The sequence below is a fragment of the Mycobacterium sp. 4D054 genome, assembly GCF_052245755.1.
GTDB lineage: Bacteria > Actinomycetota > Actinomycetes > Mycobacteriales > Mycobacteriaceae > Mycobacterium.
The window spans coordinates 1-25026 of sequence record NZ_JBQQCF010000017.1 but is presented as its reverse complement, the minus strand read 5'-3'; the positions used below and the strand labels follow the sequence as shown (position 1 = coordinate 25026).

Annotated in this window: 30 protein-coding genes; 20 read left to right on the top strand and 10 right to left on the bottom strand. The window is 68.9% G+C overall.

Annotation, left to right across the window (positions count from 1 at the left end; translation table 11 throughout):
• Window positions 1-35: 35 nt before the first annotated feature.
• Window positions 36-1169, top strand: a complete 1134-nt coding sequence (locus ACTWP6_RS14245; RefSeq protein WP_260756676.1) for a glycoside hydrolase family 76 protein — start codon at window positions 36-38, stop codon at window positions 1167-1169.
• On the top strand, window positions 1156-3018 hold the full coding sequence (nhaA, locus tag ACTWP6_RS14240; RefSeq protein WP_443188032.1) for a Na+/H+ antiporter NhaA: 1863 nt from the start codon (window positions 1156-1158) through the stop codon (window positions 3016-3018). Before ACTWP6_RS14245 ends, nhaA begins: the two co-directional genes overlap by 14 nt.
• Here nhaA and ACTWP6_RS14235 read toward each other — a convergent pair.
• Window positions 3015-3665, bottom strand: a complete 651-nt coding sequence (locus tag ACTWP6_RS14235; RefSeq protein WP_260757909.1) for a VTT domain-containing protein — start codon at window positions 3663-3665, stop codon at window positions 3015-3017. The genes nhaA and ACTWP6_RS14235 overlap by 4 nt on opposite strands.
• Window positions 3666-3753: 88 nt before the next feature.
• On the opposite strand from ACTWP6_RS14235, the gene ACTWP6_RS14230 reads away from it, so the two are divergent.
• Both ACTWP6_RS14230 and fbaA read left to right on the top strand, forming a co-directional pair.
• The gene (locus ACTWP6_RS14230; protein WP_260756678.1) at window positions 3754-4767 is read left to right on the top strand and encodes an alcohol dehydrogenase catalytic domain-containing protein; all 1014 of its coding nucleotides are present in this window, start codon (window positions 3754-3756) and stop codon (window positions 4765-4767) included.
• A gap of 74 nt (window positions 4768-4841) precedes the next feature.
• Window positions 4842-5879, top strand: coding sequence for a class II fructose-bisphosphate aldolase (gene fbaA, locus ACTWP6_RS14225; RefSeq protein ID WP_443188031.1), 1038 nt, complete (start codon window positions 4842-4844; stop codon window positions 5877-5879).
• Window positions 5880-5894: 15 nt separating this feature from the next.
• On the opposite strand, the gene ACTWP6_RS14220 is transcribed toward fbaA, so the two are convergent.
• The gene (locus ACTWP6_RS14220; RefSeq protein WP_260756681.1) at window positions 5895-6605 is read right to left on the bottom strand and encodes an Rv0361 family membrane protein; all 711 of its coding nucleotides are present in this window, start codon (window positions 6603-6605) and stop codon (window positions 5895-5897) included.
• A gap of 61 nt (window positions 6606-6666) precedes the next feature.
• Here ACTWP6_RS14220 and ACTWP6_RS14215 point away from each other — a divergent pair, with 61 nt between their 5' ends.
• The gene (locus ACTWP6_RS14215) at window positions 6667-7083 is read left to right on the top strand and encodes a DUF3151 domain-containing protein (RefSeq protein ID WP_260756682.1); all 417 of its coding nucleotides are present in this window, start codon (window positions 6667-6669) and stop codon (window positions 7081-7083) included.
• Here the strand turns inward: ACTWP6_RS14215 and ACTWP6_RS14210 are convergent.
• The 3 genes from ACTWP6_RS14210 to ACTWP6_RS14200 are packed head-to-tail and all read right to left on the bottom strand — an operon-like array spanning window position 7080 to window position 9382.
• Window positions 7080-7979, bottom strand: coding sequence for a cation diffusion facilitator family transporter (locus ACTWP6_RS14210; protein ID WP_260756683.1), 900 nt, complete (start codon window positions 7977-7979; stop codon window positions 7080-7082). The two genes, ACTWP6_RS14215 and ACTWP6_RS14210, sit on opposite strands and share 4 nt — an antisense overlap.
• 40 nt (window positions 7980-8019) lie before the next feature.
• Window positions 8020-8772, bottom strand: coding sequence for a site-2 protease family protein (locus ACTWP6_RS14205; protein WP_260756685.1), 753 nt, complete (start codon window positions 8770-8772; stop codon window positions 8020-8022).
• A 10-nt stretch (window positions 8773-8782) separates the two neighbouring features.
• Window positions 8783-9382, bottom strand: a complete 600-nt coding sequence (locus ACTWP6_RS14200) for a peptidase M50 (protein ID WP_260756687.1) — start codon at window positions 9380-9382, stop codon at window positions 8783-8785.
• A 92-nt stretch (window positions 9383-9474) separates the two neighbouring features.
• Here ACTWP6_RS14200 and ACTWP6_RS14195 point away from each other — a divergent pair, with 92 nt between their 5' ends.
• The 4 genes from ACTWP6_RS14195 to ACTWP6_RS14180 are packed head-to-tail and all read left to right on the top strand — an operon-like array spanning window position 9475 to window position 13194.
• A complete protein-coding gene (locus tag ACTWP6_RS14195) occupies window positions 9475-10770 on the top strand; it encodes an adenylosuccinate synthase (RefSeq protein WP_260756688.1) in 1296 nt (431 codons plus the stop codon).
• The gene (locus ACTWP6_RS14190) at window positions 10770-11417 is read left to right on the top strand and encodes a PaaI family thioesterase (protein WP_260756689.1); all 648 of its coding nucleotides are present in this window, start codon (window positions 10770-10772) and stop codon (window positions 11415-11417) included. The genes ACTWP6_RS14195 and ACTWP6_RS14190 overlap by 1 nt, the downstream gene beginning before the upstream one ends.
• Before the next feature lie 27 nt (window positions 11418-11444).
• On the top strand, window positions 11445-12536 hold the full coding sequence (locus tag ACTWP6_RS14185) for a GGDEF domain-containing protein (RefSeq protein WP_260756690.1): 1092 nt from the start codon (window positions 11445-11447) through the stop codon (window positions 12534-12536).
• Window positions 12537-12540: 4 nt separating this feature from the next.
• A complete protein-coding gene (locus ACTWP6_RS14180) occupies window positions 12541-13194 on the top strand; it encodes a hypothetical protein (protein ID WP_443188030.1) in 654 nt (217 codons plus the stop codon).
• Here ACTWP6_RS14180 and ACTWP6_RS14175 read toward each other — a convergent pair.
• From ACTWP6_RS14175 to ACTWP6_RS14165, 3 genes are read right to left on the bottom strand one after another with little or no spacing between them, the layout of a single operon-like run.
• Window positions 13151-13354 carry a ferredoxin gene (locus tag ACTWP6_RS14175; RefSeq protein WP_260756692.1) on the bottom strand — a complete coding sequence of 68 codons (204 nt, stop codon included), beginning with the start codon at window positions 13352-13354 and terminating at the stop codon, window positions 13151-13153. The genes ACTWP6_RS14180 and ACTWP6_RS14175 overlap by 44 nt on opposite strands.
• 7 nt (window positions 13355-13361) lie before the next feature.
• Window positions 13362-14603, bottom strand: a complete 1242-nt coding sequence (locus tag ACTWP6_RS14170; RefSeq protein ID WP_260756693.1) for a cytochrome P450 — start codon at window positions 14601-14603, stop codon at window positions 13362-13364.
• 9 nt (window positions 14604-14612) lie between these two features.
• The gene (locus ACTWP6_RS14165) at window positions 14613-16649 is read right to left on the bottom strand and encodes an MMPL family transporter (RefSeq protein ID WP_260756694.1); all 2037 of its coding nucleotides are present in this window, start codon (window positions 16647-16649) and stop codon (window positions 14613-14615) included.
• Window positions 16650-16711: 62 nt separating this feature from the next.
• On the opposite strand from ACTWP6_RS14165, the gene ACTWP6_RS14160 reads away from it, so the two are divergent.
• Genes ACTWP6_RS14160 through ACTWP6_RS14135 form a run of 6 tightly spaced genes read left to right on the top strand, consistent with a single transcriptional unit; the run spans window position 16712 to window position 20849 of the window.
• Window positions 16712-17227 carry a MarR family winged helix-turn-helix transcriptional regulator gene (locus ACTWP6_RS14160; protein WP_260756695.1) on the top strand — a complete coding sequence of 172 codons (516 nt, stop codon included), beginning with the start codon at window positions 16712-16714 and terminating at the stop codon, window positions 17225-17227.
• Window positions 17224-18351 (top strand): formate-dependent phosphoribosylglycinamide formyltransferase, encoded by a 1128-nt coding sequence (gene purT / locus ACTWP6_RS14155; protein ID WP_260756696.1) that lies wholly within the window; start codon window positions 17224-17226, stop codon window positions 18349-18351. The genes ACTWP6_RS14160 and purT overlap by 4 nt, the downstream gene beginning before the upstream one ends.
• Window positions 18348-18803 (top strand): Rv0361 family membrane protein, encoded by a 456-nt coding sequence (locus tag ACTWP6_RS14150; protein WP_443188029.1) that lies wholly within the window; start codon window positions 18348-18350, stop codon window positions 18801-18803. Before purT ends, ACTWP6_RS14150 begins: the two co-directional genes overlap by 4 nt.
• Window positions 18804-18822: 19 nt before the next feature.
• Window positions 18823-19236, top strand: coding sequence for a rhodanese-like domain-containing protein (locus ACTWP6_RS14145; RefSeq protein ID WP_443188028.1), 414 nt, complete (start codon window positions 18823-18825; stop codon window positions 19234-19236).
• Window positions 19233-20444, top strand: coding sequence for an O-succinylhomoserine sulfhydrylase (locus tag ACTWP6_RS14140; protein ID WP_443188027.1), 1212 nt, complete (start codon window positions 19233-19235; stop codon window positions 20442-20444). Before ACTWP6_RS14145 ends, ACTWP6_RS14140 begins: the two co-directional genes overlap by 4 nt.
• Window positions 20445-20849: a hypothetical protein gene (locus ACTWP6_RS14135; protein WP_260756701.1), complete on the top strand. Its 405-nt coding sequence runs from the start codon at window positions 20445-20447 to the stop codon at window positions 20847-20849.
• Window positions 20850-20959: 110 nt separating this feature from the next.
• Here the strand turns inward: ACTWP6_RS14135 and ACTWP6_RS14130 are convergent, their stop codons facing one another.
• Together ACTWP6_RS14130 and ACTWP6_RS14125 are read right to left on the bottom strand one after the other, a co-directional pair.
• Entirely contained in the window at window positions 20960-21808 is an 849-nt protein-coding gene (locus ACTWP6_RS14130) for an SDR family oxidoreductase (RefSeq protein WP_443188026.1), read from the bottom strand.
• A gap of 20 nt (window positions 21809-21828) precedes the next feature.
• The gene (locus ACTWP6_RS14125) at window positions 21829-22557 is read right to left on the bottom strand and encodes a DUF899 domain-containing protein (RefSeq protein WP_443188025.1); all 729 of its coding nucleotides are present in this window, start codon (window positions 22555-22557) and stop codon (window positions 21829-21831) included.
• 87 nt (window positions 22558-22644) lie between these two features.
• Here ACTWP6_RS14125 and ACTWP6_RS14120 point away from each other — a divergent pair, with 87 nt between their 5' ends.
• The 5 genes from ACTWP6_RS14120 to ACTWP6_RS14100 all read left to right on the top strand — a co-directional run bounded on the left by ACTWP6_RS14120 (window position 22645) and on the right by ACTWP6_RS14100 (window position 24992).
• Entirely contained in the window at window positions 22645-22977 is a 333-nt protein-coding gene (locus ACTWP6_RS14120; protein WP_260756704.1) for an ArsR/SmtB family transcription factor, read from the top strand.
• Window positions 22974-23411 (top strand): SRPBCC family protein, encoded by a 438-nt coding sequence (locus tag ACTWP6_RS14115; RefSeq protein ID WP_260756706.1) that lies wholly within the window; start codon window positions 22974-22976, stop codon window positions 23409-23411. The genes ACTWP6_RS14120 and ACTWP6_RS14115 overlap by 4 nt, the downstream gene beginning before the upstream one ends.
• Window positions 23404-23895 (top strand): GNAT family N-acetyltransferase, encoded by a 492-nt coding sequence (locus ACTWP6_RS14110; protein WP_260756707.1) that lies wholly within the window; start codon window positions 23404-23406, stop codon window positions 23893-23895. The genes ACTWP6_RS14115 and ACTWP6_RS14110 overlap by 8 nt, the downstream gene beginning before the upstream one ends.
• Before the next feature lie 37 nt (window positions 23896-23932).
• Window positions 23933-24196, top strand: a complete 264-nt coding sequence (locus ACTWP6_RS14105) for a hypothetical protein (RefSeq protein ID WP_260757910.1) — start codon at window positions 23933-23935, stop codon at window positions 24194-24196.
• 208 nt (window positions 24197-24404) lie between these two features.
• Window positions 24405-24992 carry a hypothetical protein gene (locus ACTWP6_RS14100; protein WP_443188024.1) on the top strand — a complete coding sequence of 196 codons (588 nt, stop codon included), beginning with the start codon at window positions 24405-24407 and terminating at the stop codon, window positions 24990-24992.
• Window positions 24993-25026 lie beyond the last annotated feature (34 nt).

Sequence of the window (25026 nt, the reverse complement as noted above, 5' to 3'; positions counted from 1 at the left end):
AGCTTGCGCGGCTTCGGTGAGGCAGGATCGACGGCATGGATCAGTTGTGGGCCAACCGCGCTGCCAGTGCCGAAGCCGCGATCACGACGCGCCACCTCAGACGCCTGTGGGGGCTGCCGGGCACCCAGCTCGGGGTGGTCGCGTGGCCCCCCGCGGCACAGCACCGCCGGTTCGGCACCTGGCACTACTGGTGGCAGGCGCACCTGCTGGACAACCTGGTCGACGCGCAGGTCCGCGACCCCAAACCGGAACGACTGACCGCGATCAACCGTCAGATCCGCGGGCACCGGCTGCGCAACCTGGGCCGGTGGACCAATGATTACTACGACGACATGGCCTGGCTGGCGCTGGCCCTCGAACGGGCCGGGAGGCTGACCGGGGTGGGCCGGCCGAAGGCGCTGGACAAGCTCGCCGATCAGTTCCTGACCGCGTGGGTGCCTGAGGACGGCGGCGGCATCCCGTGGCGCAAGCAGGACCAGTTCTTCAACGCGCCCGCCAACGGGCCGGCGGCGATCTTCCTCGCCCGGCACCTCTCCTCTCTGGGCGAACCTCTGCGTCGTGCCCAGCAGATGGCCGACTGGATGGACGAGACCCTGATCGACCCGGACACCCACCTGGTGTTCGACGGCATCAAGGCGGGTTCGCTGGTGCGCGCCCAGTACACCTATTGCCAGGGCGTGGTGCTGGGCGCCGAGACCGAACTGGCGGTGCGCACCAGCGACCCGCGGCACGCCGAACGGGTGCGCCGGCTGGTGGCCGCGGTGGCCGAGCACATGGCGCCGGGCGGGGTGATCAAGGGCGCCGGGGGTGGGGACGGCGGACTGTTCGACGGCATCCTCGCGCGATACCTGGCCTTGGTGGCGACCGCGCTGCCCGGCGACTCCGACGCAGACGTCGAGGCCCGTAAGACGGCGGGCGACATCGTGGTCACGTCGGCGCGGGCGGTGTGGGACAACCGGCAAACCGGCAAGGCCACCGAGAACCTGCCGTTGTTCGGGGCGTTCTGGGATCGCCCGGCGGAGCTGCCCACCGCGGGCGGCGGGGACGCGCAGTTCGTGGAGGGGGCGGTCAATTCGTCGGAGATCCCCGAGCGGGATCTGTCCGTGCAACTGTCGGGATGGATGGTTCTGGAAGCCGCCCATGTTGTGACCGCAGGTGACAGTGACTGAACCGGCCGCACAGCGCGGGTTCCCGCTGCTGCCCTCGCGGCTCAACCGTGGCAGCCGGGCCACCAGGACCACCGACAACACCGCCGCAGCCTTGATGCTGGCATTCACCGTCCTGGCGATCCTGTGGGCGAATTCGCCGTGGGCCGACAGCTACCGGGCGCTGCTGGACACCGAGATCGGTCTCGGTGTCGGTGATCACCACGTCGAGATGTCGGTCAAGCACATCGTCAACGACGCGCTGATGACGTTCTTCTTCTTCATCGTCGGGCTGGAGGTGACGCGGGAATTCACCATCGGCGAGCTCACCGACCGGTCCCGCGCCGCGGTGCCGGTGATCGCCGCCGCGGCCGGGCTGATCCTGCCCGCCGTGGTGTTTCTGGCATTCAACCCGTCCGGGGAGAACGCCCACGCCTGGGGTGTGGTGATCTCCACCGACACGGCGTTCCTGGTCGGTGCGCTGGCGATCATCAAACCGATGTTCCCGGCCCGGGTCCGGCTGTTCCTACTCACCCTCGCCGTCGTCGACGACGTCGGCGCGCTGATCGTGATCGCGGTGTTCTACTCCGACAGCATCCAGGTCGGACCGCTGCTGGTGGCGCTGGGGCTGCTCGTCGCGCTCGCCGCGGTGCGCTACCTTCCGGCCGCGCGGGGTCCGGCATACGCCGTCCTCGGCGTGGCGCTGTGGATCGCGTTGTTCCTGGCCGGTATCCATCCCACCCTGGCCGGTGTCGCCGTCGCGGTGCTGATCCCGGTGTTCACTCCTGAACGCCGCCCCGTCGAGCGGGCCGTCGAGCAGATCCGGGCGTTCCGGCAGTCACCGAACTCCCAGTACGCGCGCGCGGCCAGCCGCTCTTTGCGCGACGCCATCTCGATCAACGAGCGGATGCAGACCGCGGTCGGCCCGGCGGTGTCGTTCGTGATCCTGCCGCTGTTCGCGCTCGTCAACGCCGGTGTGGTGCTTAATAGGGAGAGCCTGACCACCGCGCTGCGCTCGCCACTGACCTGGGGCATCGTCGCCGGCCTGGTGCTGGGCAAGTTCGTCGGGATCACCGGCGCCACCTGGCTGGTGCAGCGCAGCGGACTGGGTCAGCTGGCGCCCGGCCTGACCCTGCGCCGGATCGCCGGCGGTGCAGCGCTGTCGGGGATCGGCTTCACGATCTCGCTGTTCATCGTCGACATCGCGATCGCCGATCCCGGACGCCAGGATCAGGCCCGGATCGGGGTGCTGGCGGCCTCGGTCATCGCGTTCGTGTTCGGGTGGGCCATCTTCCGGATCACCGACGCGCTGAGCCCACCGGAGCCGGTCGGGCTGAAACTGCTGCGCCCGGTCGATCCCGAGCGCGACCACGTCCGGGGCCGGCCCGACGCGCCGCTGACGCTGGTCGAATACGGCGACTTCGAGTGCCCGTTCTGCAGCCGGGCCACCGGCATGATCGACGAGGTGCGCGCCCACTTCGGCGACGACCTGCTGTACGTGTGGCGGCACTTCCCGCTCGAGCGCGCGCATCCGCGTGCGTTCGACGCCGCCCGGGCCAGTGAGGCGGCCGCGCTGCAGGGCAGGTTCTGGGAGATGGCCCGGGAACTGTTCGCCCATCAGGACGACCTGGAATGGTCGGACATGTATCGCTACGCGGTCGCGGCCGGCTGCGACATCGAACAGTTCGACCAGGATGTCCGGGTGCACTCGTCGAAGGTGCTGCACCGGGTGGAGGACGACGCCGAGGACGCCGACGAGATGGATCTGAGCGCCACCCCGACGTTTTTCGTCAACGGGTTACGGCACAAGGGGCCGTGGGACGCGGCGAGCCTGATCCGGGCACTCGAACAGTCGCGCGTCGCACGCTCCTAGGGCGTGGGCTCGGAGGTGGGGTCGCCGTTCCTGTTGCGGGACCGCCTGCGCGTCACCTCGAGCACGATCGGGACGATCGAGAGCACCACGATGGCGATGACGATGAAGTCGACGTTGTCGCGGATGAACGTGATCTGGCCCAGCAGGTAGCCCAGCAGGGTCAGCCCCGAGCCCCACACGATGCCGCCGGTCACGTTCCACATCAGGAATGTGCGGTAACGCATGTCGGCGGCGCCGGCCACCAGGGGGGCGTAGGTGCGCACGATCGGCACGAAGCGAGCCAGGAAGATCGTCACCGGCCCGTACTTCTCGAAGAACTCGTGGGCCTCGTCGAGATAGCGCTGTTTGAAGACCCGCGCGTCTTCCTTGAACAGGCGCGTGCCGCCCTGCTTGCCGATGTTGAAGCCCACCTGGTCCCCGAGGATCGCCGCGATCGGGATGGTGACCAACAGCACCCACAGTGGCGCGAACGGCGGAATCTCCTCCGAGCCGCCCGCCGCCACCAGTCCGGCGGTGAAGAGCAGCGAGTCACCCGGCAGCAGCGGGAAGAGCAGGCCCGACTCGACGAAGACGACGAGCAGCAGTCCGGCCAGTGTCCAGGTTCCGAACGAGTTGAGCAGGTTGACCGGCTCCAGGAAACCCGGCATCAGGGCGAGAGTGTCGACGACCACGGCTCCCTAGGTTACCGGCGTGTGATCGCGCCCCCGAATCACCGCGTTCGACTTAATGTCGGTTATGCCCACTCACAAGGCGGTTCAGGTCCCGTCCGTCAATGAAGCGTTCGCCGTCGTCGAGGTCGAGTCCCAGCCTCCGCCGCCGGGGCACGTCCGCATCTCGGTGGCGGCGTGCGGGGTGTGCGGCACCGACCGGGAGTTCCGCGCCGGCCACTTCCCGGGACTGCAGTGGCCGGTCACGCTGGGGCACGAGGTCGCGGGCACCGTGGCCGAGGTGGGCGACGGGGTGCAGGACTTCGCCGCCGGCGACCGGGTCGCCGTCGGCTGGTTCGGCGGCAACTGCAACCGCTGCGTGCCGTGCCGCAAGGGCTTGTTCATGCAGTGCGAGCGCTTGCAGGTGCCGAGCTGGCACTACCCGGGCGGCTACGCGGAGTCGATGACGGCGCCGGTGACCGCGCTCGCCCGGATCCCGGACGGGTTGTCCTTCGTCGAGGCCGCTCCGATGGGCTGCGCCGGCGTGACGACCTTCAACGGTCTGCGACACACCCGCGCCAAGGCCGGTGACCTGGTGGCCGTCCTCGGGGTCGGAGGCCTGGGACATCTCGGGGTGCAGTGGTCGCGGGCGATGGGTTTCGAGACCGTCGCTATCGCCCGCGGCGCCGGGAAGGCCGAGGAGGCCACCCGACTCGGCGCCCACCACTACATCGACTCCACCGCCCAGGACGTCGCCGCCGAACTCACCCGGCTGGGCCGAGCGGCCGTGGTGTTGGCCACCGCGAACAACGCCGACGCGATGGCCGCGACCGTCGGCGGTCTGGGGCCGGCCGGCGAACTCGTGGTCGTCGGCGTCACCGCCGAGAACCTGCCGATCAGCCCCCTCGATCTGATCAACGACGGGCGTTCGGTGACCGGGCACCCGTCGGGCACGTCGCGTGACGTCGAGGAAACGCTGGACTTCGCGCTGCTGTCCGGGGTGCGCGCGAAGGTGGAGGAGGTGCCGCTGGACAGGGCGGCGGAGGCTTATGAGGCGATGGACTCGGGCCGCGCCCGATACCGGATGGTTCTGACCGTGTGAGCGCTGCCGTTTCTTGAGATACTGCAGGAACCCCGGCTCCAGCCCCATCGCCGGCCCCGGTCGAAAGGAACGCCATGCCCATCGCCACGCCCGAGGTCTACGCCGAGATGTTGGACCGCGCCAAGGAACACTCGTTCGCCTTCCCGGCCATCAACTGTGTCGGCTCGGAGAGCATCAACGCAGCGATCAAGGGATTCGCCGACGCCGGTTCGGACGGCATCATCCAGTTCTCCACCGGCGGTGCGGAATTCGCGTCCGGTCTGGGTGTCAAAGACATGGTCACCGGAGCGGTGGCGCTGGCGGAGTTCGCGCATGTGATCGCCGAGAAGTACCCGATCACCGTCGCGCTGCACACCGATCACTGTCCGAAGGACAAGCTGGACACGTACGTCCGTCCGCTGCTGGCGATCTCGGCCGAACGGGTGAGCAGGGGGGAGAACCCGCTGTTCCAGTCGCACATGTGGGACGGCTCGGCGGTGCCGATCGACGAGAACCTGGCGATCGCCCAGGAACTGCTCAAGCAGGCCGCCGCGGCGAAGATCGTGCTCGAGATCGAGATCGGGGTCGTCGGCGGCGAGGAGGACGGGGTCGAAGCCGAGATCAACGAAAAGCTGTACACCACGCCCGAGGACTTCGAGAAGACCGTCGAGGCGCTCGGCGCCGGGGAGCACGGCAGGTATCTGCTCGCCGCGACGTTCGGCAACGTGCACGGCGTGTACAAGCCGGGCAACGTGGTGCTCAAGCCCGAGGTGCTCGCCGAGGGGCAGCGGGTGGCATCGGCCAAGCTTGGTCTGCCGGAGGGTTCCAAACCGTTCGACTTCGTGTTTCACGGCGGTTCCGGCTCATTGAAGTCCGAGATCGAGGACTCGCTGCGCTATGGCGTGGTCAAGATGAACGTCGACACCGACACCCAGTACGCGTTCACCCGCCCGATCGCCGGACACATGTTCACCAACTACGACGGGGTACTGAAAATCGACGGCGAGGTGGGCAACAAGAAGGTTTACGACCCGCGCAGCTACCTCAAGAAGGCCGAGGCGTCGATGAGCGATCGCGTGGTGGAGGCGTGCAACGACCTACACAGCGCGGGCCGGAGCGTGTCGGCGGGTTAGCGCCCGGCCGGCGGCTCAGGTGGGGGCCTGGCAGATCTTCCACTCGTCGTCGCGGAACTGCAGGTCGAAGCTGCGAGTGGAGCGGGTCTGCGGTGCGTAGGCCATGAACGTGGTCACATTGGCCTCGGCGTGGTCGCCGTTGATGACGATCTGGTCGATGCTGGCGACGACGGGGTAGCGGCCGGCGTCGGCCACCCGCCGGTGCGTGTCGGCCCACTTCTTGTCGTCCAGGTTGTTGTAGGCCTCGGCGGTGCTGCCGCAGGTGATGCTGCGCAGCGTCGCGAGATCACCCTTCTCGATCGCGGCGTCATAGCTCTGGATGGCCGAGCGGACTCTGTCCTCCTGCGACACCCCCGGCTCCGAACCGCGCGTGAGCAGCAGGGTTCCCAGGATCGCGACGGCGGCCAGCGCCGCGATCACCAGCACGATGGCGATCACCCAGCCCCACCTGCGCTTCTTCTGCGGCGGCTTCGGCGCGTCGCCGCGTGGTGGAATCATCTGTGGCGCAGCAGGTTTGGGTGCCGCGAACTGTTCGGTGACCGGTTCGTTGGGCCGGTTGATGATCGTGGTGGAACCGGCGTCGAATCCCGAGGGAGCGGTGAACCGCCGCTCGCCGGACTGGTCGGGGTCTTCGCTGCGCGGATCAGCGGGGGCGAACACCTCGGTCTCGGCGTCAGCGGACGTGAGATCCGGGTCCGAATTGTCAGGCCGTCCTGCGTTCGACATATTGCGGAAGCTTAGCCATCCGCGGTGACGCCCGCGCGCGCCCGCACGGCACAATGGGCCCATGACTCGGATGGGTGACCTCCTCGGACCGGATCCTGTGCTGTTGCCCGGCGACCCCGCCGCCGAAGCCGAACTCGACGCGGCGGAGAACCCCGCCATCGTCGCCGCGGCGCATCCGGCGGCGTCGATCGCGTGGGCGGTGCTCGCCGAGCAGGCGCTCGCCGACGAGCAGGCCGTCGCCGCGTACGCCTACGCCCGCACCGGTTACCACCGCGGCCTGGACGCGCTGCGCCGCAACGGCTGGAAGGGCTTCGGACCGGTGCCGTTCGCCCACGAGCCCAATCAGGGCTTCCTGCGCTGCGTGGCGGCGCTGGCCCGCGCCGCCCAGGCGATCGGGGAGCTGCCCGAGTATCAGCGCTGCCTGGATCTGCTCGACGACTGCGATCCGGCGGCCCGCGCCGAACTCGGGCTGAGCTAGCAGTTCTGGCTCTCGCACTCGCAGTCCGCGGCGGTGTCCGGCGGCTCGATCTGCACGGTGGAGTGTTCGAGCCCGCGCGCGGCCAGCACGGCACGCGCGTCGTCGAGGATCCGCGCCGAGTCTCGGACGCTGGTCAGATGCGCGGTCACCATGTCCTTACCCGGCACCAGCGTCCACACGTGCAGGTCGTGCACCTCGGTGACCCCGTCCACGGCGCACAGTGCCTCACGTAGCTCGTCGACGTCGATGTGGCTGGGGGAGGACTCCGACAGGATGCGCAGCGCCGACCTGGCCAGGGAGATGGCCCGGGGCAGCACCCAGAGCGCCACGAGCACCGCGACCACGACGTCGGCGTAGGGCCACCCGGTGGTGACGACGACGATGCCGGCGATCAGCACCCCGATGCTGCCGAGGGTGTCGGCGACGACCTCCATGTAGGCGCCCTTGACCGCGAGGCTCTCCTTGGAGTGCGAGCGCAGCAGCAGCATCACGACCGCGTTGGCCATCAGCCCGGCCAACGCGACCACGATCATCGGGACGCCGGGGACGTCGGGCGCGTCGCCGAGCCGCTCGAAGGCCTCGTACAGGATGAACCCGGCCACCCCGAGCAGCAGCGCCGCATTCGCGACCGCGGTGAACACCTCGGCGCGGTGCCAGCCGTAGGTCCGCGACGGTGACGTGCTGCCGCGCCTGGCGAGCAGTACGGCGGTCAGTCCCATGAACATCGCGACGAGGTCGGTGAGCATGTGCCCGGCGTCGGCCAGCAGCGCGATCGAGTTGATGGCCAGCGCCGTGCCCAGCTCCACGAAGAAAAACACCGACAGGATCGCGGCCCCGAGGACCATGCGCGACACCTTGGTGTCACCGGCGTGGCTGTGATCGTGTCCGGCGCCCATAAGCTGAAATATATGCGCAAAGCCGCATATGTGACAAGGGTCAGACCCAGGCCGACCAGAACCGGGTCAGCTGACCGCCGATGGCCGACAGCGTGGGCGGTACCCCGGACAGGTCGAACAGCCAGTACACCGCCCCGAAGAACCACTGGTTGAGCGGCGGCGCGATCAGCAGGATCAGCAGCAGGAAGAACCCCCACTGCTTGGCCGGCAGCAGCGCGCGCCGGGTGTCCGGGCTCAGATGCGGTTCCAACGCGCCGTAGCCGTCGAGCCCCGGGATCGGCAGCATGTTCAGCAGCAGCGCGGTGACCTGCAGAAATCCGAGGAACGCGACCCCGGCCCAGAACACCGAGTGCCCGGAGTCGTACAGCAGCCGGGTCAGTCCGAGCAGCAGCACCGCGAAGATCAGGTTGACCGCCGGCCCGGCCAGGCTCACCACGGTCTTCTGCCGGTCGGTCATGTGCCCGGTCTGCACGTACACCGCGCCGCCGGGCAGTCCGATGCCCCCGAGGGCGATGAACAGCACCGGCAGACCGAGCGACAACAGCGGGTGGGAATACTTCAACGGGTTCAGCGTGAGGTAGCCGCGCGTGGCGACGTCGCGGTCGCCGAACCGGTAGGCGGAGTAGGCGTGGCCGAACTCGTGCAGGCACAGCGTCACGAGCCAGCCGGAGATCACGAACACGAACACCGCGACGTAGGACAGCGGCCGGATCTGCCCCTCGGTGGTCCATGCCAGCGCCCCGCCGGCAGCGGTGACCGCGACCAGTGCGAGGAAAACCGGGCTCGGGCGCACCCGGTCGAGCCTAGGCGCGCCCGACCCGCAGCCAGCCCTCGGTATGGCGGTAGAACGTCGACCGGCGGACCGGCCGCTGTGCGGCCTCGCCGTCGCGGATCACCACCGCGCCCGTGGTCCCGAGCTGCGCAGCGCGCCCGCTGATCCAGCGCGCACGGCGCAGCCGTCCCGGCACCACGCGGGCGCGCAGACCCGGCATCGCCGCGGTCGGCTCGACGCGTACAGCGGGCACCTCCCCGTCGAAGAGCCGTGCGTCATCCACGACGGCCTCACCGCGCAGGGTGGCCTGCCCGTCCGGGGGTAGCCACAGCGCTGCCCCGGTGATCACGGTGCCCGTCTCGTCGCGGATCAGCGGCACCCGGTGAGCGGTCGCGGTCCGGGCGCGCCGGGCCTGCCACGGGCGCCGCACGTGGGCGACCTCGACGTCGAGCCGGTCGGCGCGAAGCAGCCGGGTCAGGACGGCGGACAGGTCCCGGTGGGATCCGACCACGATCAGGCGCCGGTAGCCCGTCACCTCCTCGAAGTCGGGCTCGATGACCGCGAGATGGCGGAGCGACCTGGGAAGACGGTGCCTGTCCGAGCGCACGACTGCGACTAATGACAGGTCCAACGCATTCCTTGAGATAGGGTGGGTCACCGGCTGCACACTGTATCGAGCGCAGCTCGAGCGTGAAAAACCAGCGGAAGACGCGAAGGACTGCGATGCCGGCAATCGTCCTCATCGGCGCCCAGTGGGGCGACGAGGGCAAAGGTAAAGCCACCGACCTCCTGGGTGGACGGGTCCAGTGGGTGGTGCGCTACCAGGGCGGCAACAACGCCGGTCACACCGTGGTGCTGCCGACTGGCGAGAACTTCGCCCTACACCTGATCCCCTCGGGGATTCTGACGCGGGGCGTGACGAACGTGATCGGCAACGGAGTGGTCGTCGACCCGGGGGTGCTGCTCACCGAGCTCAAGGGCCTGGAGGATCGCGGCGTCGACACCGAGCGGCTGCTGATCTCGGCCGACGCGAACCTGCTGATGCCGTACCACGTCGCGATCGACAAGGTCGTGGAGCGCTACGCCGGCAACAAGAAGATCGGCACCACCGGCCGGGGAATCGGCCCGTGCTACCAGGACAAGATCGCACGCATCGGCATCCGCGTCGCCGACGTGCTCGACCCGACGCTGTTGGCCGAAAAGATCGAGGGCGCACTCGAATTCAAGAACCAGGTGCTGGTCAAGATCTACAACCGCAAGGCGTTGGAGCCGGCCGAGGTCGTGGAGAACCTGCTGGAGCAGGCCGAGGGTTTCAAGCACCGCATCGCCGACGCCCGGCTGCTGCTCAACCAGGCGCTCGAACGCGACGAGATCGTGCTGCTGGAAGGTTCGCAGGGCACGCTGCTCGACGTCGACCACGGCACGTATCCGTATGTCACATCGTCGAATCCGACCGCCGGCGGCGCATCCGTCGGATCCGGTATCGGGCCTACCCAGATCACCACGGTGCTGGGAATCCTGAAGGCCTACACCACGCGCGTCGGTTCGGGTCCGTTCCCCACCGAACTGTTCGACGAGCACGGCGCCTACCTGGCCAAGACCGGCGGTGAGGTCGGTGTGACCACCGGCCGGGCCCGCCGCTGCGGCTGGTTCGATGCGGTGATCGCGCGGTACGCGACCCGAGTCAACGGCATCACCGACTACTTCCTCACCAAGCTCGACGTGTTGTCCAGCCTGGAGACGGTGCCGATCTGCGTCGGCTACACCGTGAACGGCAAGCGCACCGACGAGATGCCGATGACCCAGAGCGACTTCGCCCGCGCCGAGCCGATCTACGAAGAGCTGCCCGGCTGGTGGGAGGACATCTCCGGCGCGCGCGAGTTCGAGGATCTGCCCGCCAAGGCGCGTGACTACGTGTTGCGGCTCGAAGAGCTTGCCGGAGCCTATGTTTCGTGCATCGGTGTCGGTCCGGGACGCGACCAGACGATCGTGCGGCGCGACGTCTTGGCGCCGCGTTGATGTCAGCCGACTACGGGTTGGATCCGCGCCGCACCGATCCGGAGTACAACAAGCACGGCGGCTTCCCGGTGTTCGAAGCCGCCCGGCCCGGCCCCGGCTTCGGGCGTTTCCTCGCCGCGATGCGGCGCGCCCAGGACCTGGCCGTGTCGACGAACCCGGACCCGGACACCTGGGACGATGCCGCGGACCGGGTCGAGGAACTGGTGAAACTGCTTGAGCCCTACCGTGCCGGTGAAGGCGTCGGCCCGGCCAACCGGGTGCCGGCCCTGCCGGGCGCGGGCAGCCTGCTGATGCCGCCGTGGACGGTGACCAAGTTCGAGGCCGACGGCGTCGAGTTGGAGGTCACCTTCAGCCGCTACCACGTGGGCGGCAACTCCGCCGTGCACGGCGGAGTGTTGCCGCTGCTGTTCGATTCGATGTTCGGCATGGTGATCCACGCGACCGGCCGCCCGATCAGCCGCACCGCATTTCTGCACGTGGACTACCGCAGGGTCACCCCGATCGACACCGTGCTGACCGCGCGGGGCTGGCTGCGGGAAGCCGAGGGGCGCAAAGCGTTCGTCAACGCCGAGCTGCTCGACGCCGACGGTAATGTGCTCGCCGAGTCGAACGGGCTGATGATCAGGCTCTTGCCCGGTCAGCCTTAAGCAGACGCCTCTGGGGGGAGGACAGCGATGGGGGTGCGGGAGTTTCTCCTCACCTGGTGGCGGCAACCTCACGAGTTCGACTGGACGGCAAGACATTTCCGTGCCCGCGGGGTGCTGCGGGTGCATCAGGTCTTCGTCGGCTGCTTCTCGTTGCTGTACGGCTTGACCGCAGTGCTGTCGGTGGTGTGGGCCTATTTCGACGGTGGCTCCGTGGCGGGCCGCGTCCTGGTGCTTGCCATCGCCGCCAGTTCGTGCGTGCTCGGTGTGCTGTGGATCTTCGGGCCCTGGCCCACCGAACGGCAGTCGGCCGCGTTCGCGGTGTACGCCGACATCGCGGTGGTCGCGGTGATGGCCTGCTATCACGACGCATTCACCGCGATGCCCGGTCTGGCGCTGCTGGCGGCCAACGGCATCTACATCGTCGTCGTGCACGGCCCCCGGGCGTTGCTGCTGCACCTGGGGTTCACCGCGGTGGTGTTCGCGGTCACCTACGGGCTCGCGATCGCCCAGGCCACGGCGCCGGTCTCGGTGATCACAGTGCGCCTGCTGGTGCTGATGCCGACGGTGATCGCGCTGCCGGTCATCGTCCAGTCCTACCTGCTGGCCCTGCGGATGGACGCGGTGGACTCGCTCCACGATCCGCTGACCCGGTTGTTCAACCGGCGCGGCCTGGACACTCACCTGGCCGAGGTGGTGGCCCCGGGCGGTACCCGGGTCGGCGTGCTGGCGGTGGACATCGACAAGTTCAAGGCGATCAACGACCGGTACGGCCACGACACCGGAGACCGGGTGCTGGTGGCGGTGGCCGACGCGGCGCGCGCCGCGGTGGCCGCCCTCGGCGTGCGGTCGGTCACCGCGCGCACCGGCGGTGAGGAGTTCGTCATCGTCGTCGACGGCGGACCGCAGACCGTCGCCGCCGTGGCCGCGCTGCTGCACGACACGGTGGCGCGCTGCGATGCCGCGCTGGTGCCGACCGTCAGCATCGGGGCGGCCACCGCCCAGATCGACGGCGACCTCGGCGGCGTGGTCCGCACGCTGATCGAGCGGGCCGACGCCGCGATGTACCGCGCCAAACACGCCGGAGGGAACCGTACCGTGATGGCCGCCGTGGCAGCATGATGCGATGACCCATCCGGCAGACCGGCACCTGCGCCGGCTCACCACCCCACGCGCTGCCGCGTTCGCCGGTGTCCTGTTCGCGCTGATGTTCGGAGCGGCCCTGGTGCTGATCCGCACCGAGCTGCCGGACGGCTCGGTGCACCGGCTGCGGATCGCCATCGTGTTGATGCCGTTCGCCGGCATCGCCTTTCTGTGGTTCCTCGGCGTGGTCCGCGACGGCCTCGGTGCGCTGGAGGACAAGTTCTTCTCGACGGTGTTCCTCGGCAGCGGTCTGCTGTTCCTGGCGATGATCTTCGCGTCGACAGCCGTAGGTGCGGGGCTGATCGCGACGAGGGAGTCCGCCGTGCCGGGTTCGCGCACCGAGGTCAACGCTTTCGGTCAGGCGCTTCTGCTCGCGCTGTCCGACACCTACGCGCTGCGGATGGCCGCGGTGTTCATGATCTCGCTGGCCACCATCTGGCTGCGCACCCGGCTGATGCCGACCTGGCTGGTTGTCGTGACTTACGTTGTGGCGCTGTGTGTCCTGATCGGCAGCGACGTCACCAAGTGGATGACGGTGAGTTTCCCGGTCTGGGTGCTGATCGTCAGTGTGCTGCTGCTGGTCCGTGCCGGCGTCATCGATCATCCAGACGCAGCGCGCTCGCCGGACAGAGTTTGACCGCTTCCCGGGCGCGCTCGGCCGCGTCGCCGCTGACCTCGTCGGTGAGGATGACCACGATCCCGTCGTCGTCCTGATCGAAGATGTCGCCGGCGACCATCACGCAGTTGCCCGCCTGAATGCAGAGCTCACGGTCGGCGTGAACCTTGCTCACCGTCATGTGATCCTCACTTCCAGGCGACCTGCAACGATTTCAGACCGTAGATGAAGTGGAACGACCGGAACTGCACATCGGCGAAGTCCTCGGCCGGCTCCAGCGTCGGGAAGCGGCGTAGCAAGGCCGGGAAGGCGATCTGCATCTCCATCCGGGCCAGCGGGGCGCCGAGGCAGTGATGCACGCCGTGCCCGAATGCCAGATGCCCCATCGCTCCCCGGCTGATGTCGAGATGATCTGGCGCGTCGATGAACTCGCTGTCCCGGTTACCCGAGGGCAGAGACGCGAAGACCAATTGCCCGGCCGGGATCTCCACGTCCGCGACGACGACGTCGGTGGTCGTGATGCGCGGGATCGAGGTGTGCACGATCGACAGCCAGCGCAGCAGTTCCTCCACCGCGGGCGCCACCGCGGCCGGGTCGTCGCGCACCGCGGCGAGCTGGTCGGGATGGCGCAGCAACGCAAGTGTGCCCAGCGCCAGCATGTTCGACGTGGTCTCGTGGCCGGCCAGCAGCAGCAGACCGGCGATGCCGATCAACTCGTCGTCGGTCAGTTCGCCGCCGTGTTGGCGCACCAGCATCCCGAGAATGTCGTCACCGGGCCGCGCCCGCGCGCCGGCGACGAGACTGTCCATGTAGGCACGTGCTTCGCGCGCCAGTTCCAGGCGCTCAGGGATCGGGATCGACAGATCGAGCTGGCGGGCGCTGCGGCGCTGGAAGGCGTCGCGGTCGGCGTAGGGCACCCCGAGCAGCTCGCAGATCACCAGGGACGGGATCGGCAGGGCGAAATGCTCGACCAGGTCGACTGCTCGTCTTCCTCCCGGCGTCCGGTGCGACTCGCCGGCCGCGCCCAGCGCGTCCAGCTGCGCGTCGACGATCTCCACGATGCGCGGCCGCAACCGCGTCATCCGGCGGTGGGTGAACTCGCCGGTGAGCATCCGGCGCAACCGTTGGTGCTCGGGCGGGTCGAGGCCGAGGAGGTTCCCGGCCCGGCTGCGGGCCTGTTCATCCTCGTCGATCGGGGGTGCACCGGGCAATACGAACCCGGGCGGGCGGCCGTTGGCGAACCGGACGTGATCCGATAGCACCGTTTTGATGTCCGCGTACCGGGTGACCAGGTACACCGTCATCCCGAACGCGTTGGTCACCGTCCGCACGCCCTCGGTCTCACGGATCTCGCGCAGCTGCGGCGTGGGATCGAACCCGTCGCGGCGCATGTGCACCGGAGGCAGCACGGGTTCGGTGGCCTGACTCATGTTTCGACGCTACCCGCCGGTGGTGGCCTCCCCGCGCAGCGCCGGCCACCAGATCCTCGGCCCTATCAACGTGAACAGCGCGGGGATGATGACCGTGCGCACGACGAAGGTGTCGAGCAGGATGCCGAGTCCGACGATGATGCCGACCTGGGTGAGCACGATCAGCGGCAGCACACCCAGCACGCAGAACACCGCGGCGAGCACGATGCCCGCGCTGGTGATCACCGCCCCGGTCGCCGAGACGGCCCGCACGATGCCGTCGCGGGTGCCGTGCTCGGGAGTCTCTTCCCGGGCCCGGGTGACCAGGAAGATCGTGTAGTCCACGCCGAGCGCCACCAGGAACAGGAATGCGAACAGCGGGGCGGTGTTGTCCAGCCCGGGGAAGCCGAACACGTGCACGCTGGCCCAGCTGCCCAGGCCCAGCGCCGCCACCGAGCTGAGCACCGTGGCCGCGATCAGCACCAGCGGCGCCAGCGCCGCCCGCAGCAGTACGTACAGCACGATCAGCACCACCAGCAGGATCGCCGGAATCACCACCGCGCGGTCGTGGGCGGCCGCTGCGGCCGCGTCCCGGGCGGTGGCGTCCGAACCGCCGACCAGACCGTCGGGGTCCACCGCGTGGACCGAATCGCGCAGTGCGTCAACGGCGTCGAACGCCTCGTCGGTGGCCGGGGCGGCCTCCAGGACCACCGACCACTGACTGAGTCCGTCCGGGGAGCTGCCCGCGGGCACGACCGAGACGACGCCGGGGGTGTCGGTGATCGCACGCTGCACCTCGGCGGCGCGATCGGTCGACGCGATCACCCGGGCGGGGTCGGTCAGGCCGCTGGGGAAGTGGTCGGCCAGGGTCTCGAACCCGCTGACCGATTCGGCCTGCACCCGGAACTGTTCGGTCTGCGACAGGCCGACGGGGGTGCCGAACAGCCCGGTGCACAGCAGGGCCAGGGCGCCGATCGACACCACCGCGACCCGGGCGGGCCGGCGTGCGACCGCATCGGCGATCCGGTGCCAGACACCGCTGTCGGTCAGTGGCTGGGCTCCGACTTCAGGGATGAACGGCCAGAACAGTTTTCGGCCGAACACCCCTAGAGCAGGGGGCAGCACCAGCATCACGAAGACCGCGGCGATCACCAGGCCGGAGGCGGCCTGGACGCCGAGACTGCGGGTGCTCGGCGACGACGCCAGCAGCAGGGTCAGTAGCGCGAGCACCACGGTGGCGTTGCTGGCGATGATCGCCGGCCCGGCGCGGCGGACCGCGGTGCGCAGCGCGGTGTGATGAGACTCGTTGCGGCCGAGCTCTTCCCGATAACGGGAGATCAGCAGCAGCGCGTAGTTGGTGCCCGCGCCGAACACCAGCACGCTGGTGATGCCCGAGGTGGAACCGTCCGGGCTCATCCCCAGTGCGTCGGCCACCGACGCCCCGACGACCGCGGCGACCCGGTCAGCGAAACCGATGACCAGCAGCGGTACCAGCCACAGCACCGGCGAGCGGTAGGTGATGATCAGCAGCAGGGCCACCACGGTCGCGGTGACCGCCAGCAGCGTGAAGTTCGCGCCGGAGAACGAAGCGGCGATGTCGGCGCCGAACGCGGGTCCGCCCGTCACCTCGGCCTGCAGGTCGCCCGGCAGTCCGTCGGCCGCCGCGGACCGCAGCTCCTTGACCTTGTCGGTGAGCGCGAAGCCGGACAGATCGCCCGACAGCGGCACCGTCGCGACCGCGGCCTGGCCGTCGTCGGAGACCTGCGGCGGCGGGCCGACGGCGTCGCCGCCGGTAGCCGCGAGCATGCGGTCGCGCGCGGCGTTCACGGCGTCCAGGTCGGCCGGATCCAGCGGCGCGGAATCGGTGCGTGTCACTACCAGGATTGCGGGTACCTGATCTCCGCCCGGGAACGTTTCCCTGACGGCGTCGGCGCGTGCGGACTCCGCGTCGGCGGGTACCGCGACCGGCGATTGCGACCCGGAGTCTCCGCTGCCGAGCAGCCCCGTCAGGGCGCCGGAGGCAAGGACGATCAGGAGCGCGACCACCCACGAGTATCGACGGTTCATCAGATTAACATTTCAGAATATTAACAATTAATCAACTGAATTTTCCGGGTAGGGTGGGGGCCGTGCAGGATGTCGACCGGGTCGCGCTCGAGGCGTCGATCGCCGCCGATGTGCGGGCCATGACGGCGGAATCTGACCGGATAGGACACCGCTTCGCAGGTCTGCACGCGTTGACCGCCAACGATTTCCGGGCACTGCTCTACGTCACGGTCGCCGAGAACGCCGGCACGCCGCTGACGGCCGGCGAGCTCCGGGAGCGGATGGGCACCTCGGGGGCGGCCATCACCTACCTGGTGGAGCGGATGATCGCGTCGGGCCATCTGCTGCGGGATTCCGACCCTGCCGACCGGCGCAAGGTGATGCTGCGCGTCGCCCAGCCCGGCATGGAGGTCGCCCGCGAGTTCTTCACTCCGCTGGCCGAGCACACCCACCGGGCACTGTCCGACCTGCCGGACAGCGACCTGGCGGCCGCGCACAGGGTGTTCGCCGCCCTGACCGACGCGATGGGCACGTTCCGCGCGGCGCTCACGTCATGTTCTGATTCCGGCGACGCGTCTGGCAGGCTGGAAACTCGATGACTGACACGAGGTACGGCGAGACGGTGCTGCTGCTCGGCGTGGGCGCGCGCAGCAGTGAGCTCGCGCTGGCGTTCCGGCGGCTCGGCGCCGAGGTGGTCACCGCCACGGACCAACCAGACGCGGACGCGCTGACGGCGCTGATCGACGAGCACCGGCCCGGCCACGTGGTGCTCGACACGGCGACCGTGGGGACGGACGCGCTGCTGTCGATCGCCGAACGCGACGACGTCGAGGTGTTCCCCACGCCTCGGGCCGCCCGTCTGTCCCAGGACGGCGAGGGTCTGCGCAAGCTCGCCGCCGACGAACTCGGGCTGCCCACCGCGCCGTTCTGGTTCGCGGGATCGGTCGAGGAACTCACCGCGATCGCGGCGCACGCCGGATTCCCGATGGTGGTCAAACCGGTTGCCGCAGCACCGGGCGAGGGCGAGTCGGTGCTGCTGCGACCCGCCGACGTGGAGCCGGCCTGGAAGCGGGCGGTGGGCGGCGGCGCACCGAGCACGCAGCGCGTCCTGGCTGAGACGGTTGTCGAAGTCGACTTCGAGGTCACCCTGCTGACGGTGCGCACGACGGGGCCGGCCGGGCCCACAGTGCATTTCTGCGAGCCGATCGGACATCACCAGAGCGACGGCGATGCGCTGGAATCCTGGCAGCCACAGCAACTCTCGCCTGTCGCACTGGACTCGGCGAAGTCGATCGCCGCACGCATCGTCAACTCCCTCGGGGGCCGAGGGGTGTTCGCGGTCGAACTGCTGGTGCGTGGCGACGAGGTGTATTTCTCCGACGTCAGGCCGCGGCTGCAGGACAGCGGCCTGGTGACGCTGCGCTCGCAACGGCTGTCGCAGTTCGAACTGCACGCGCGCGCCATCCTCGGGCTTCCGGTCGACACCATCATGATCTCGCCGGGCGCGGTCGAGGTGGGCTACTCCGACGGAGAGGACAGGGACGTGTCCAGCGCCGAGATGCGCGCAGTGCTGGCCGATGCGCTCGCGGTCGCCGAAAGCGATGTCCGGGTGTTCGGCGGCGAGGCGCCCTGGCGCAGCTGGTCCACGGCGACCGCCCAGGACCCGATCGTGGCGCGCGATCGCGCCCGCCGCGTCGCGACCGCCGTGCGCAGGCTCCGGTGAGCGGCCGCGACGAGACCGACGGCACCGAGTCCAGCGGCTCGGCAGTCGCACCGTTCCTCGGGGCGCTGGCGATCATTACGGCCGTCGTGATCGGAATCTGGTTGTTCAACGTGTTCTCCGGCGACGGAATGTCCGACGACCAGCAGATCGCGCGGGCCGCGTCCGGCCAGAATGACGCGCTGCAACGCGGCGACTACGCCGACTTCAAGGTGTTCACCTGCGCCGAGCAGCACGCCGTCGAGTCCAAAGTTCTTGATACACAACGTTCCTCAGTCCTACGGCGGGGTGAGCGGTTCGTCGACCGGGTGGCCGGCGTCGCAGTGGACGGCGACCGTGCCACCGCCGATATCACCTACTACTTCGACAAGGACAAGGACGCCAAGGAGACGGTCGAGATGACCTTCGTGCGCGAGGGCGGAAGCTGGAAGGTCTGTTCGACCGGTCCCAGCTAGCTGTGGGACACTCACGACCGTGAGCTATGCCGGAGACATCACGCCTGAACAGGCATGGTCGCTGCTGAGCGAGAACCCCGATGCGGTGCTGGTCGACGTCCGCACCGACGCCGAGTGGCGATTCGTCGGGGTGCCCGATCTGTCTTCGCTGCAGCGCGACGTGATCTACATCGAGTGGAATCGCACGGACGGCACCCGCAACGACGGTTTCGTCGACGACCTGGTCTCGGCGGGCCTCACCCCGGGCCAGCGTCCCGTGCTGTTCCTGTGCCGCTCCGGCAACCGCTCCATCGGGGCCGCAGAAGCTGCCACCGAGGCCGGCATCGGCCCGTCCTACAACATCCTGGACGGTTTCGAGGGCAACCTCGACGAGCACAAGCACCGCGGCGCCACCGGCTGGAAGGCTGTCGGGCTGCCGTGGGCCCAGTCATGAGCGACGGCGAATCCGTCCGGATCCCCGCTCCGCTTCCCGAGGGGGTCAGCCTGGACACCATCGGAGTGCGCGGCGGGCTGCTGCGGTCGGGCTTCGAGGAGACCGCCGAGGCGCTGTACCTGACTTCGGGCTACGTCTACGAGTCGGCCGCCGCCGCGGAGAAGGCGTTCACCGGCGAGATCGACCGCTTCGTGTACTCGCGCTACGGCAATCCGACGATCGCGATGTTCGAGGAGCGGCTGCGGCTGCTCGAGGGTGCCCCGGCGTGCTTCGCGACGGCGACCGGTATGTCGGCGGTGTTCACCGCGCTGGGGGCGCTGCTGGGCGCCGGCGACCGGCTGGTGGCCGCACGCAGCCTGTTCGGTTCGTGTTTCGTGGTGTGCAACGAGATCCTGCCGCGGTGGGGCGTCGAGACGGTGTTCGTCGACGGCGATGACCTCGAGCAGTGGGAACGGGCGTTGTCCGTCCCGACCCAGGCGGTGTTCTTCGAGACGCCGTCAAACCCGATGCAGTCGCTGGTCGACATCGCCGCGGTGTGCGATCTTGCGCACGCTGCAGGCGCGAAGGTGGTGTTGGACAACGTCTTCGCCACCCCGGTGCTGCAACGGGGCATGCCGTTGGGTGCCGATGTCGTCGTGTACTCGGGCACCAAGCACATCGACGGCCAGGGCCGTGTGCTGGGCGGGGCGATCCTCGGCGACGCCGAGTACATCGACGGGCCGGTGCAGAAGCTGATGCGTCACACGGGCCCGGCGCTGAGCCCGTTCAACGCCTGGACCCTGCTCAAGGGGCTGGAGACGCTGTCCCTGCGGGTGCAGCACCAGAATGCGTCGGCCCACCGCATCGCCGAGTTCCTCGAGCAGCATGCGGCGGTCAGCTGGGTGAAGTACCCGTTCCTGGAATCGCACCCGCAGTACGACCTGGCCAAGCGTCAGATGTCCGGCGGCGGAACGGTGATCACCTTCGAGCTGGTGGGCGGCAGCAAGGAGCGGGCCTTCGAGGTGCTCGACAAGCTACACATCATCGACATCTCCAACAACCTCGGCGACGCCAAGTCGTTGATCACCCACCCAGCCACGACGACGCACCGGGCCATGGGGCCGGAGGGGCGGGCGGCGATCGGCCTCGGCGACGGCGTGGTGCGGATCTCGGTCGGGCTGGAAGGCACCGAGGACCTCATCGCCGACCTGGACCGGGCGCTCGGGTAATTGTCCAGACGGTCGGATGCGAAGAAGGCCCGACGCAGGAAACGTCAGGCCGTCCGGGACCAGACCTGGCTTCCGGCGCGGGTCGCCGACGAACTCGAGATCGCCTCGGACCTTGAGGAATTCGATGCCAAGCTGACCGAGCGCGGCTGGGAGTTCTCGCTCGACGTCGAGGATGACACCGGCGCCGCCTGGTACTGGCCGGCCTCCGAAGCCGAGGTCCCAGACGAGAACGAGGCCGTCAACGTGACGGTGGTGCTGCTCACCCCCGACGACGGCGGCCAGATCGCGCACGTGGTGTTTGTCGGGACGGCCGAGGATTACCAGTTCAACCTCGACGAGCTGTTCGAGCACCTCGATACGATCGAGGCCTACAGGATGGGCGCACCCCTACCGGTCTTCGGCTAGATCTGATTGCCGAATTCCTCATCGCGGCTCGTGCCTCGCCGCTTGATCGTCATTCGGCTAGATCCGACGGCCGAATTCCTCATCGCGGCTCGTGCCTCGCCGCTTGATCGTCATTCGGCTAGCCCCTGCGCGGACCGTGCCCGCTGCTCATAGCCCTGCCGCTCGGCGGTGTCGAACTCCAGGAACACGCTGTCCAGGCCCAGCTTGTTGTTCATCCAGCGGCGTCCCCGCGGCCCGAGCATCTGCGCCGCCTGTGCGGTGAAGCGCAGGAACGGCGGCACCGACACATGGGTCTTGGGCTTGTCGAGCGTCTTGGCCACGGCGGCGGCGATCTCTGCCGGCTCCACCGGCTTGATGGCAGCGGTTTCCTTTGTGCCCGAGATCAATTCGGTCTTGGTGAACGGCGGCATCACCACCGACACATGCACCCCGTGCGGTGCCACCTCGTCGGCCAGGGCGGCGGACAACCCGACGACGCCGAACTTCGCGCCTACGTAGACCACCTGCCCGGGGACCGGGATCAGCCCGGACAGCGACGCGATGTTGATGATGTGGCCCCGCCCACGGGCCATCATGTCCGGCAGCGCGAGCTGGCAGCCGGTGATCACCCCGTACAGGTTGACCTCGATGGACGAACGCACGGCCTGCTCGGACTGCTCCAGGAAGGGGCCGATCGGCATCACGCCGGCGTTGTTGATGAGCACGTCGAGGTGGCCACCGCCGTCGGTGCGGGCCTTGTCGAGGAAGGTGGAGAACGACTCCCGGTCGGTGACGTCGAGCGGATAGCCCGACACCGGCCCGAGGTTGCCCAGCCTGGCCACCGACGACTCCTGTAGAGCGACGTCGCGGTCGCCGATGACGACGCGCGCACCCCGCTTGAGGAGGGTTTCGGCGGTCGCGTATCCGATACCGCGGGCCGCTCCGGTGATCGCGATGGTCTTACCCCGGATGTTGTCCATGCGCGCGAACTTTACATGTGTCAACTTTCTCTGGGAAGAGCCCTCGGCAGGTCGCTGGGCCCGGGGCCGTACGCGTCGTGCCAACGCCACCACCGATAGGGCGCCGACTGCGGGTGTCCGGGCGGCGAATCCTCCCAGTTCTCCTGCCGCCCGAGGGCGGTGATGTCGAGGAAGTTCCAGGTGTTGACGAATGCCTCGTCGCCGCGGCCGTTGACGAAGTAGGTGCGGTACACCCGGTCGCCGGCGTCGTCGGGCCAGCGGATGAACGCGTTGGTGCCGTGCCACTGGTCGACACCGAAGTCGACGTCGAACGCACGTGTGTCATCGGGAAGCATTGTGTACCAAGGGATGTCCCATCCCATCCGGGACTTCATCCGGGTGATGTCCGATTGCGAGCCCCGGGAGACGTACACCAGGGTGGTGTCCCGCGCGTTGAGGTGGGCGAGGTTGCCGATGTGATCGGCCATCAATGAGCAGCCGACGCAACCGTGTTCGGGCCAGTCGTCGGGGCCGGGATCCATGAAGGCCCGGTAGACGATCAGCTGTCTACGGCCGGCGAACAGGTCCGGCAGGGTGACGGTGCCGTCCGGTCCTTCGAAGCGGTACTCATTGTCCACCGGGGTCCACGGCATCCGGCGCCGCAGCGCGGCGAGCGCGTCCCGTGCCCGCGTCATCTCCTTCTCCTTGACCAGCATCTCGGCCAGCGCCGAATCCCAGTCCTGCGCCGACACGATCCGCGGGAGTTCCATGACGCCCTCCTTCCGACCAACATTCAACAGATTAGTTGAACGATCGGGACATCCAGCAGACCACGCGCCCCGGCTATAGTCAACAGAATGGTTGAAGATCCGGTGCTGGACCGGACCTACGCGGCCCTCGCCGATCCCACGCGCCGACGGCTGCTGGAAGCGCTACGCGACGGCGACGCGCGGATCAGCGACCTGGCTGCGCCGCTGCCGATGACGTTCGCCGGGGTGTCGCGCCACGTCGGGGTGCTCGAGGCCGCCGGTCTGGTGCGGCGCGAGGTGCGCGGCCGCGAGCACTGGCTCTCATTGAAGCCCGACGGACTGTCGGCGGCCCAGCGGTGGATGGACGAACAGACCGAATTCTGGTCGGCCCGCGCCGAGGCGCTGTCAGAACGCCTGCGCAGGAAGCAGGACCGCCGGTGACCGAAGCTCCGGTAGTCCGGGTGCGCCGCGTCATGCCCGCGGAGCCCGAGGTCGTCTTCGACGAGTGGCTGGATCCGGTGGCCCTTGTGGACTGGATGTGCCCGCGCCCGTCCCGGTGCGTGGCGGTGACCGTCGAACCGCACGTCGGTGGCCGGGTGCGGTTCGACGTCGACGACTCCGGACGGTCGGTGCTGATCACCGGGCAGTTCCTCGAGATCGACCGGCCGAACCGGCTGCGCTTCACGTGGACTCACTCCGGCTGGGCGGATCCGACGGCGACGAGCATCGTCGATGTCGCGTTCGAGCCGCACGGCGACGGCGCGACACTGATGTCCGTCGAGCATTCGCTGCTGCCGCCGGAGGCGTTCTCCGACCACGACTCCGGGTGGGCGCTGACCGTCGAGCAACTCGCGGCGGTGCTGGCGCGTGGGTGAAGGGGCCGCACTGCGGTTCGTGGCGGTGGGCCAGGACGATCCGCTCGCCGCACCGCTGATCGACGAGCTCGCCGTCGAATACGCCGACCGCTACGGCGGCGAACGCGACCGGGTCCACGCCTGGCTGCGCGGCTACCCCGCCGACGAGTTCGTCGGCCCCGACGGTGGTCTGCTGATCGGCGTGCTCGACGGGCGACCGGTCACCGGCGGGGCGTTCCGCCGCTTCGACGAAGCCACCGCCGAACTCAAGCGCATCTGGACCGACAGCGCCCACCGGCGCCGCGGGTACGGCCGCGCGCTGGTCTCGCGACTCGAGGACGACATCGCCGCGCGAGGCTATTCGCGCATCTATCTGACGACCGGAGACCGGCAGCCCGAGGCGGAGGCGTTGTACGTGTCGATGGGGTACCGGCGGCTGTCCGAACCGTTGCCGGGCGAGGGCGAGGTCTATCCGATCGCGTTCTTGAAGGTGCTTGCGCTATAGGCTGGCCGGTGTGTCGCAGGCGACCGTGGGCTGGCTGATGTTGGCCGCTGCCGCACTGACGTTCGCGATCGGCGGGGTATCTCGGCTGCTCGTCGGCCGCCGGCGTGACAGCAAGCCGGTGCGACTGCTGGTGAAGATTTTCCGCAGGACCGGGATCGCCCGGGTGCTGTTCGGGCGCTTCGAGTCCGACGTCCTCGACGACGACGAACTCGACACGATGATCCTGATGCCGGCGATCGTCGTCGCGTGCGGCCTGGCCCTGACCGCGCTGTTCCTGCTCGGCTACGACAGCCTGGCCTGATGCAGTCGTAGGGAGGACGAACAGCGGTCGGTGCGCAGTTTCAGTAGCCGACTACCGAGTCCGTTCGAGCGCAGAGGCACGAGGATTCCACTCGTCAATGTGCGCAAGCCGGAAGAGGTGCGTGATGGCGAGAAGACATCATCCAGGCCGCACCGATCAGCTCGGCCGGATCGGCGGGTGGGTGGTCGCCCTCGGCATCGGTGCCGGAGTGACGACCGGTCTGGGCTGCGGGATTGCCTGGGCGGAGAGCGACGACGCGTCGTGTCCATCGTCCTCGGACTCGTCGCTCACACGAGAGGACGTCGAACGGAAAGACGCCGGGCCCGCCCGCGTCGACCGAGCCGACGACGAAACCGTGGGCCAGGACATCAACCGAGAAGCCGACGAAACCGTGGGCCGGGATGCCGACCCCGGGGACGCCGGAACCGAACGGGGCGAGGACCCCGGCGGTGACGGCGAGGAAGACGCCGACGAGGTCGACGAAGACGGCGACGGCCCGCCGCCGCGCTCACCGAGAGCGGACCATCCGACAGAGCCGCCACCGGAAGTGATCCGGAGCATCCGCCATGCCACCACCGGATCGAGTGACGACCACGAGAATCGGTCGGGCCCGCCGACCTCACGGCGGGTCGTCTCGATGCCGACCGCAGTGCCGGCCGACCGGACACCGGTCAATCGTGCGACAGACGACACGCCCCACCCGCGCGTTGACTCATCCGAAATGCGCGTGAAAGGCCTCGAAATGATGCTTCGTTGCCTCACTAAAAATGCGCGCGTGTGCGGCGCGCCTACGTGATCGGTCAGCTACGAACTCAGTAGGCCCAGATGAT

Coding starts and splice junctions, on each gene's coding strand:
- ACTWP6_RS14180 (WP_443188030.1), top strand. CDS start 12,541: ATGACCCATCCGGCAGACCGGCACCTGCGCCGGCTCACCACCCCACGC.
- ACTWP6_RS14210 (WP_260756683.1), bottom strand. CDS start 7,979: ATGGGCGCCGGACACGATCACAGCCACGCCGGTGACACCAAGGTGTCG.
- purT (WP_260756696.1), top strand. CDS start 17,224: ATGACTGACACGAGGTACGGCGAGACGGTGCTGCTGCTCGGCGTGGGC.
- ACTWP6_RS14130 (WP_443188026.1), bottom strand. CDS start 21,808: ATGGACAACATCCGGGGTAAGACCATCGCGATCACCGGAGCGGCCCGC.
- ACTWP6_RS14165 (WP_260756694.1), bottom strand. CDS start 16,649: ATGAACCGTCGATACTCGTGGGTGGTCGCGCTCCTGATCGTCCTTGCC.
- ACTWP6_RS14195 (WP_260756688.1), top strand. CDS start 9,475: ATGCCGGCAATCGTCCTCATCGGCGCCCAGTGGGGCGACGAGGGCAAA.
- ACTWP6_RS14190 (WP_260756689.1), top strand. CDS start 10,770: ATGTCAGCCGACTACGGGTTGGATCCGCGCCGCACCGATCCGGAGTAC.
- ACTWP6_RS14120 (WP_260756704.1), top strand. CDS start 22,645: ATGGTTGAAGATCCGGTGCTGGACCGGACCTACGCGGCCCTCGCCGAT.
- ACTWP6_RS14220 (WP_260756681.1), bottom strand. CDS start 6,605: ATGTCGAACGCAGGACGGCCTGACAATTCGGACCCGGATCTCACGTCC.
- ACTWP6_RS14245 (WP_260756676.1), top strand. CDS start 36: ATGGATCAGTTGTGGGCCAACCGCGCTGCCAGTGCCGAAGCCGCGATC.
- ACTWP6_RS14175 (WP_260756692.1), bottom strand. CDS start 13,354: ATGACGGTGAGCAAGGTTCACGCCGACCGTGAGCTCTGCATTCAGGCG.
- ACTWP6_RS14235 (WP_260757909.1), bottom strand. CDS start 3,665: ATGCCGGGTTTCCTGGAGCCGGTCAACCTGCTCAACTCGTTCGGAACC.
- ACTWP6_RS14140 (WP_443188027.1), top strand. CDS start 19,233: ATGAGCGACGGCGAATCCGTCCGGATCCCCGCTCCGCTTCCCGAGGGG.
- ACTWP6_RS14185 (WP_260756690.1), top strand. CDS start 11,445: ATGGGGGTGCGGGAGTTTCTCCTCACCTGGTGGCGGCAACCTCACGAG.
- fbaA (WP_443188031.1), top strand. CDS start 4,842: ATGCCCATCGCCACGCCCGAGGTCTACGCCGAGATGTTGGACCGCGCC.
- ACTWP6_RS14230 (WP_260756678.1), top strand. CDS start 3,754: ATGCCCACTCACAAGGCGGTTCAGGTCCCGTCCGTCAATGAAGCGTTC.
- ACTWP6_RS14105 (WP_260757910.1), top strand. CDS start 23,933: ATGTTGGCCGCTGCCGCACTGACGTTCGCGATCGGCGGGGTATCTCGG.
- ACTWP6_RS14125 (WP_443188025.1), bottom strand. CDS start 22,557: ATGGAACTCCCGCGGATCGTGTCGGCGCAGGACTGGGATTCGGCGCTG.
- ACTWP6_RS14215 (WP_260756682.1), top strand. CDS start 6,667: ATGACTCGGATGGGTGACCTCCTCGGACCGGATCCTGTGCTGTTGCCC.
- ACTWP6_RS14170 (WP_260756693.1), bottom strand. CDS start 14,603: ATGAGTCAGGCCACCGAACCCGTGCTGCCTCCGGTGCACATGCGCCGC.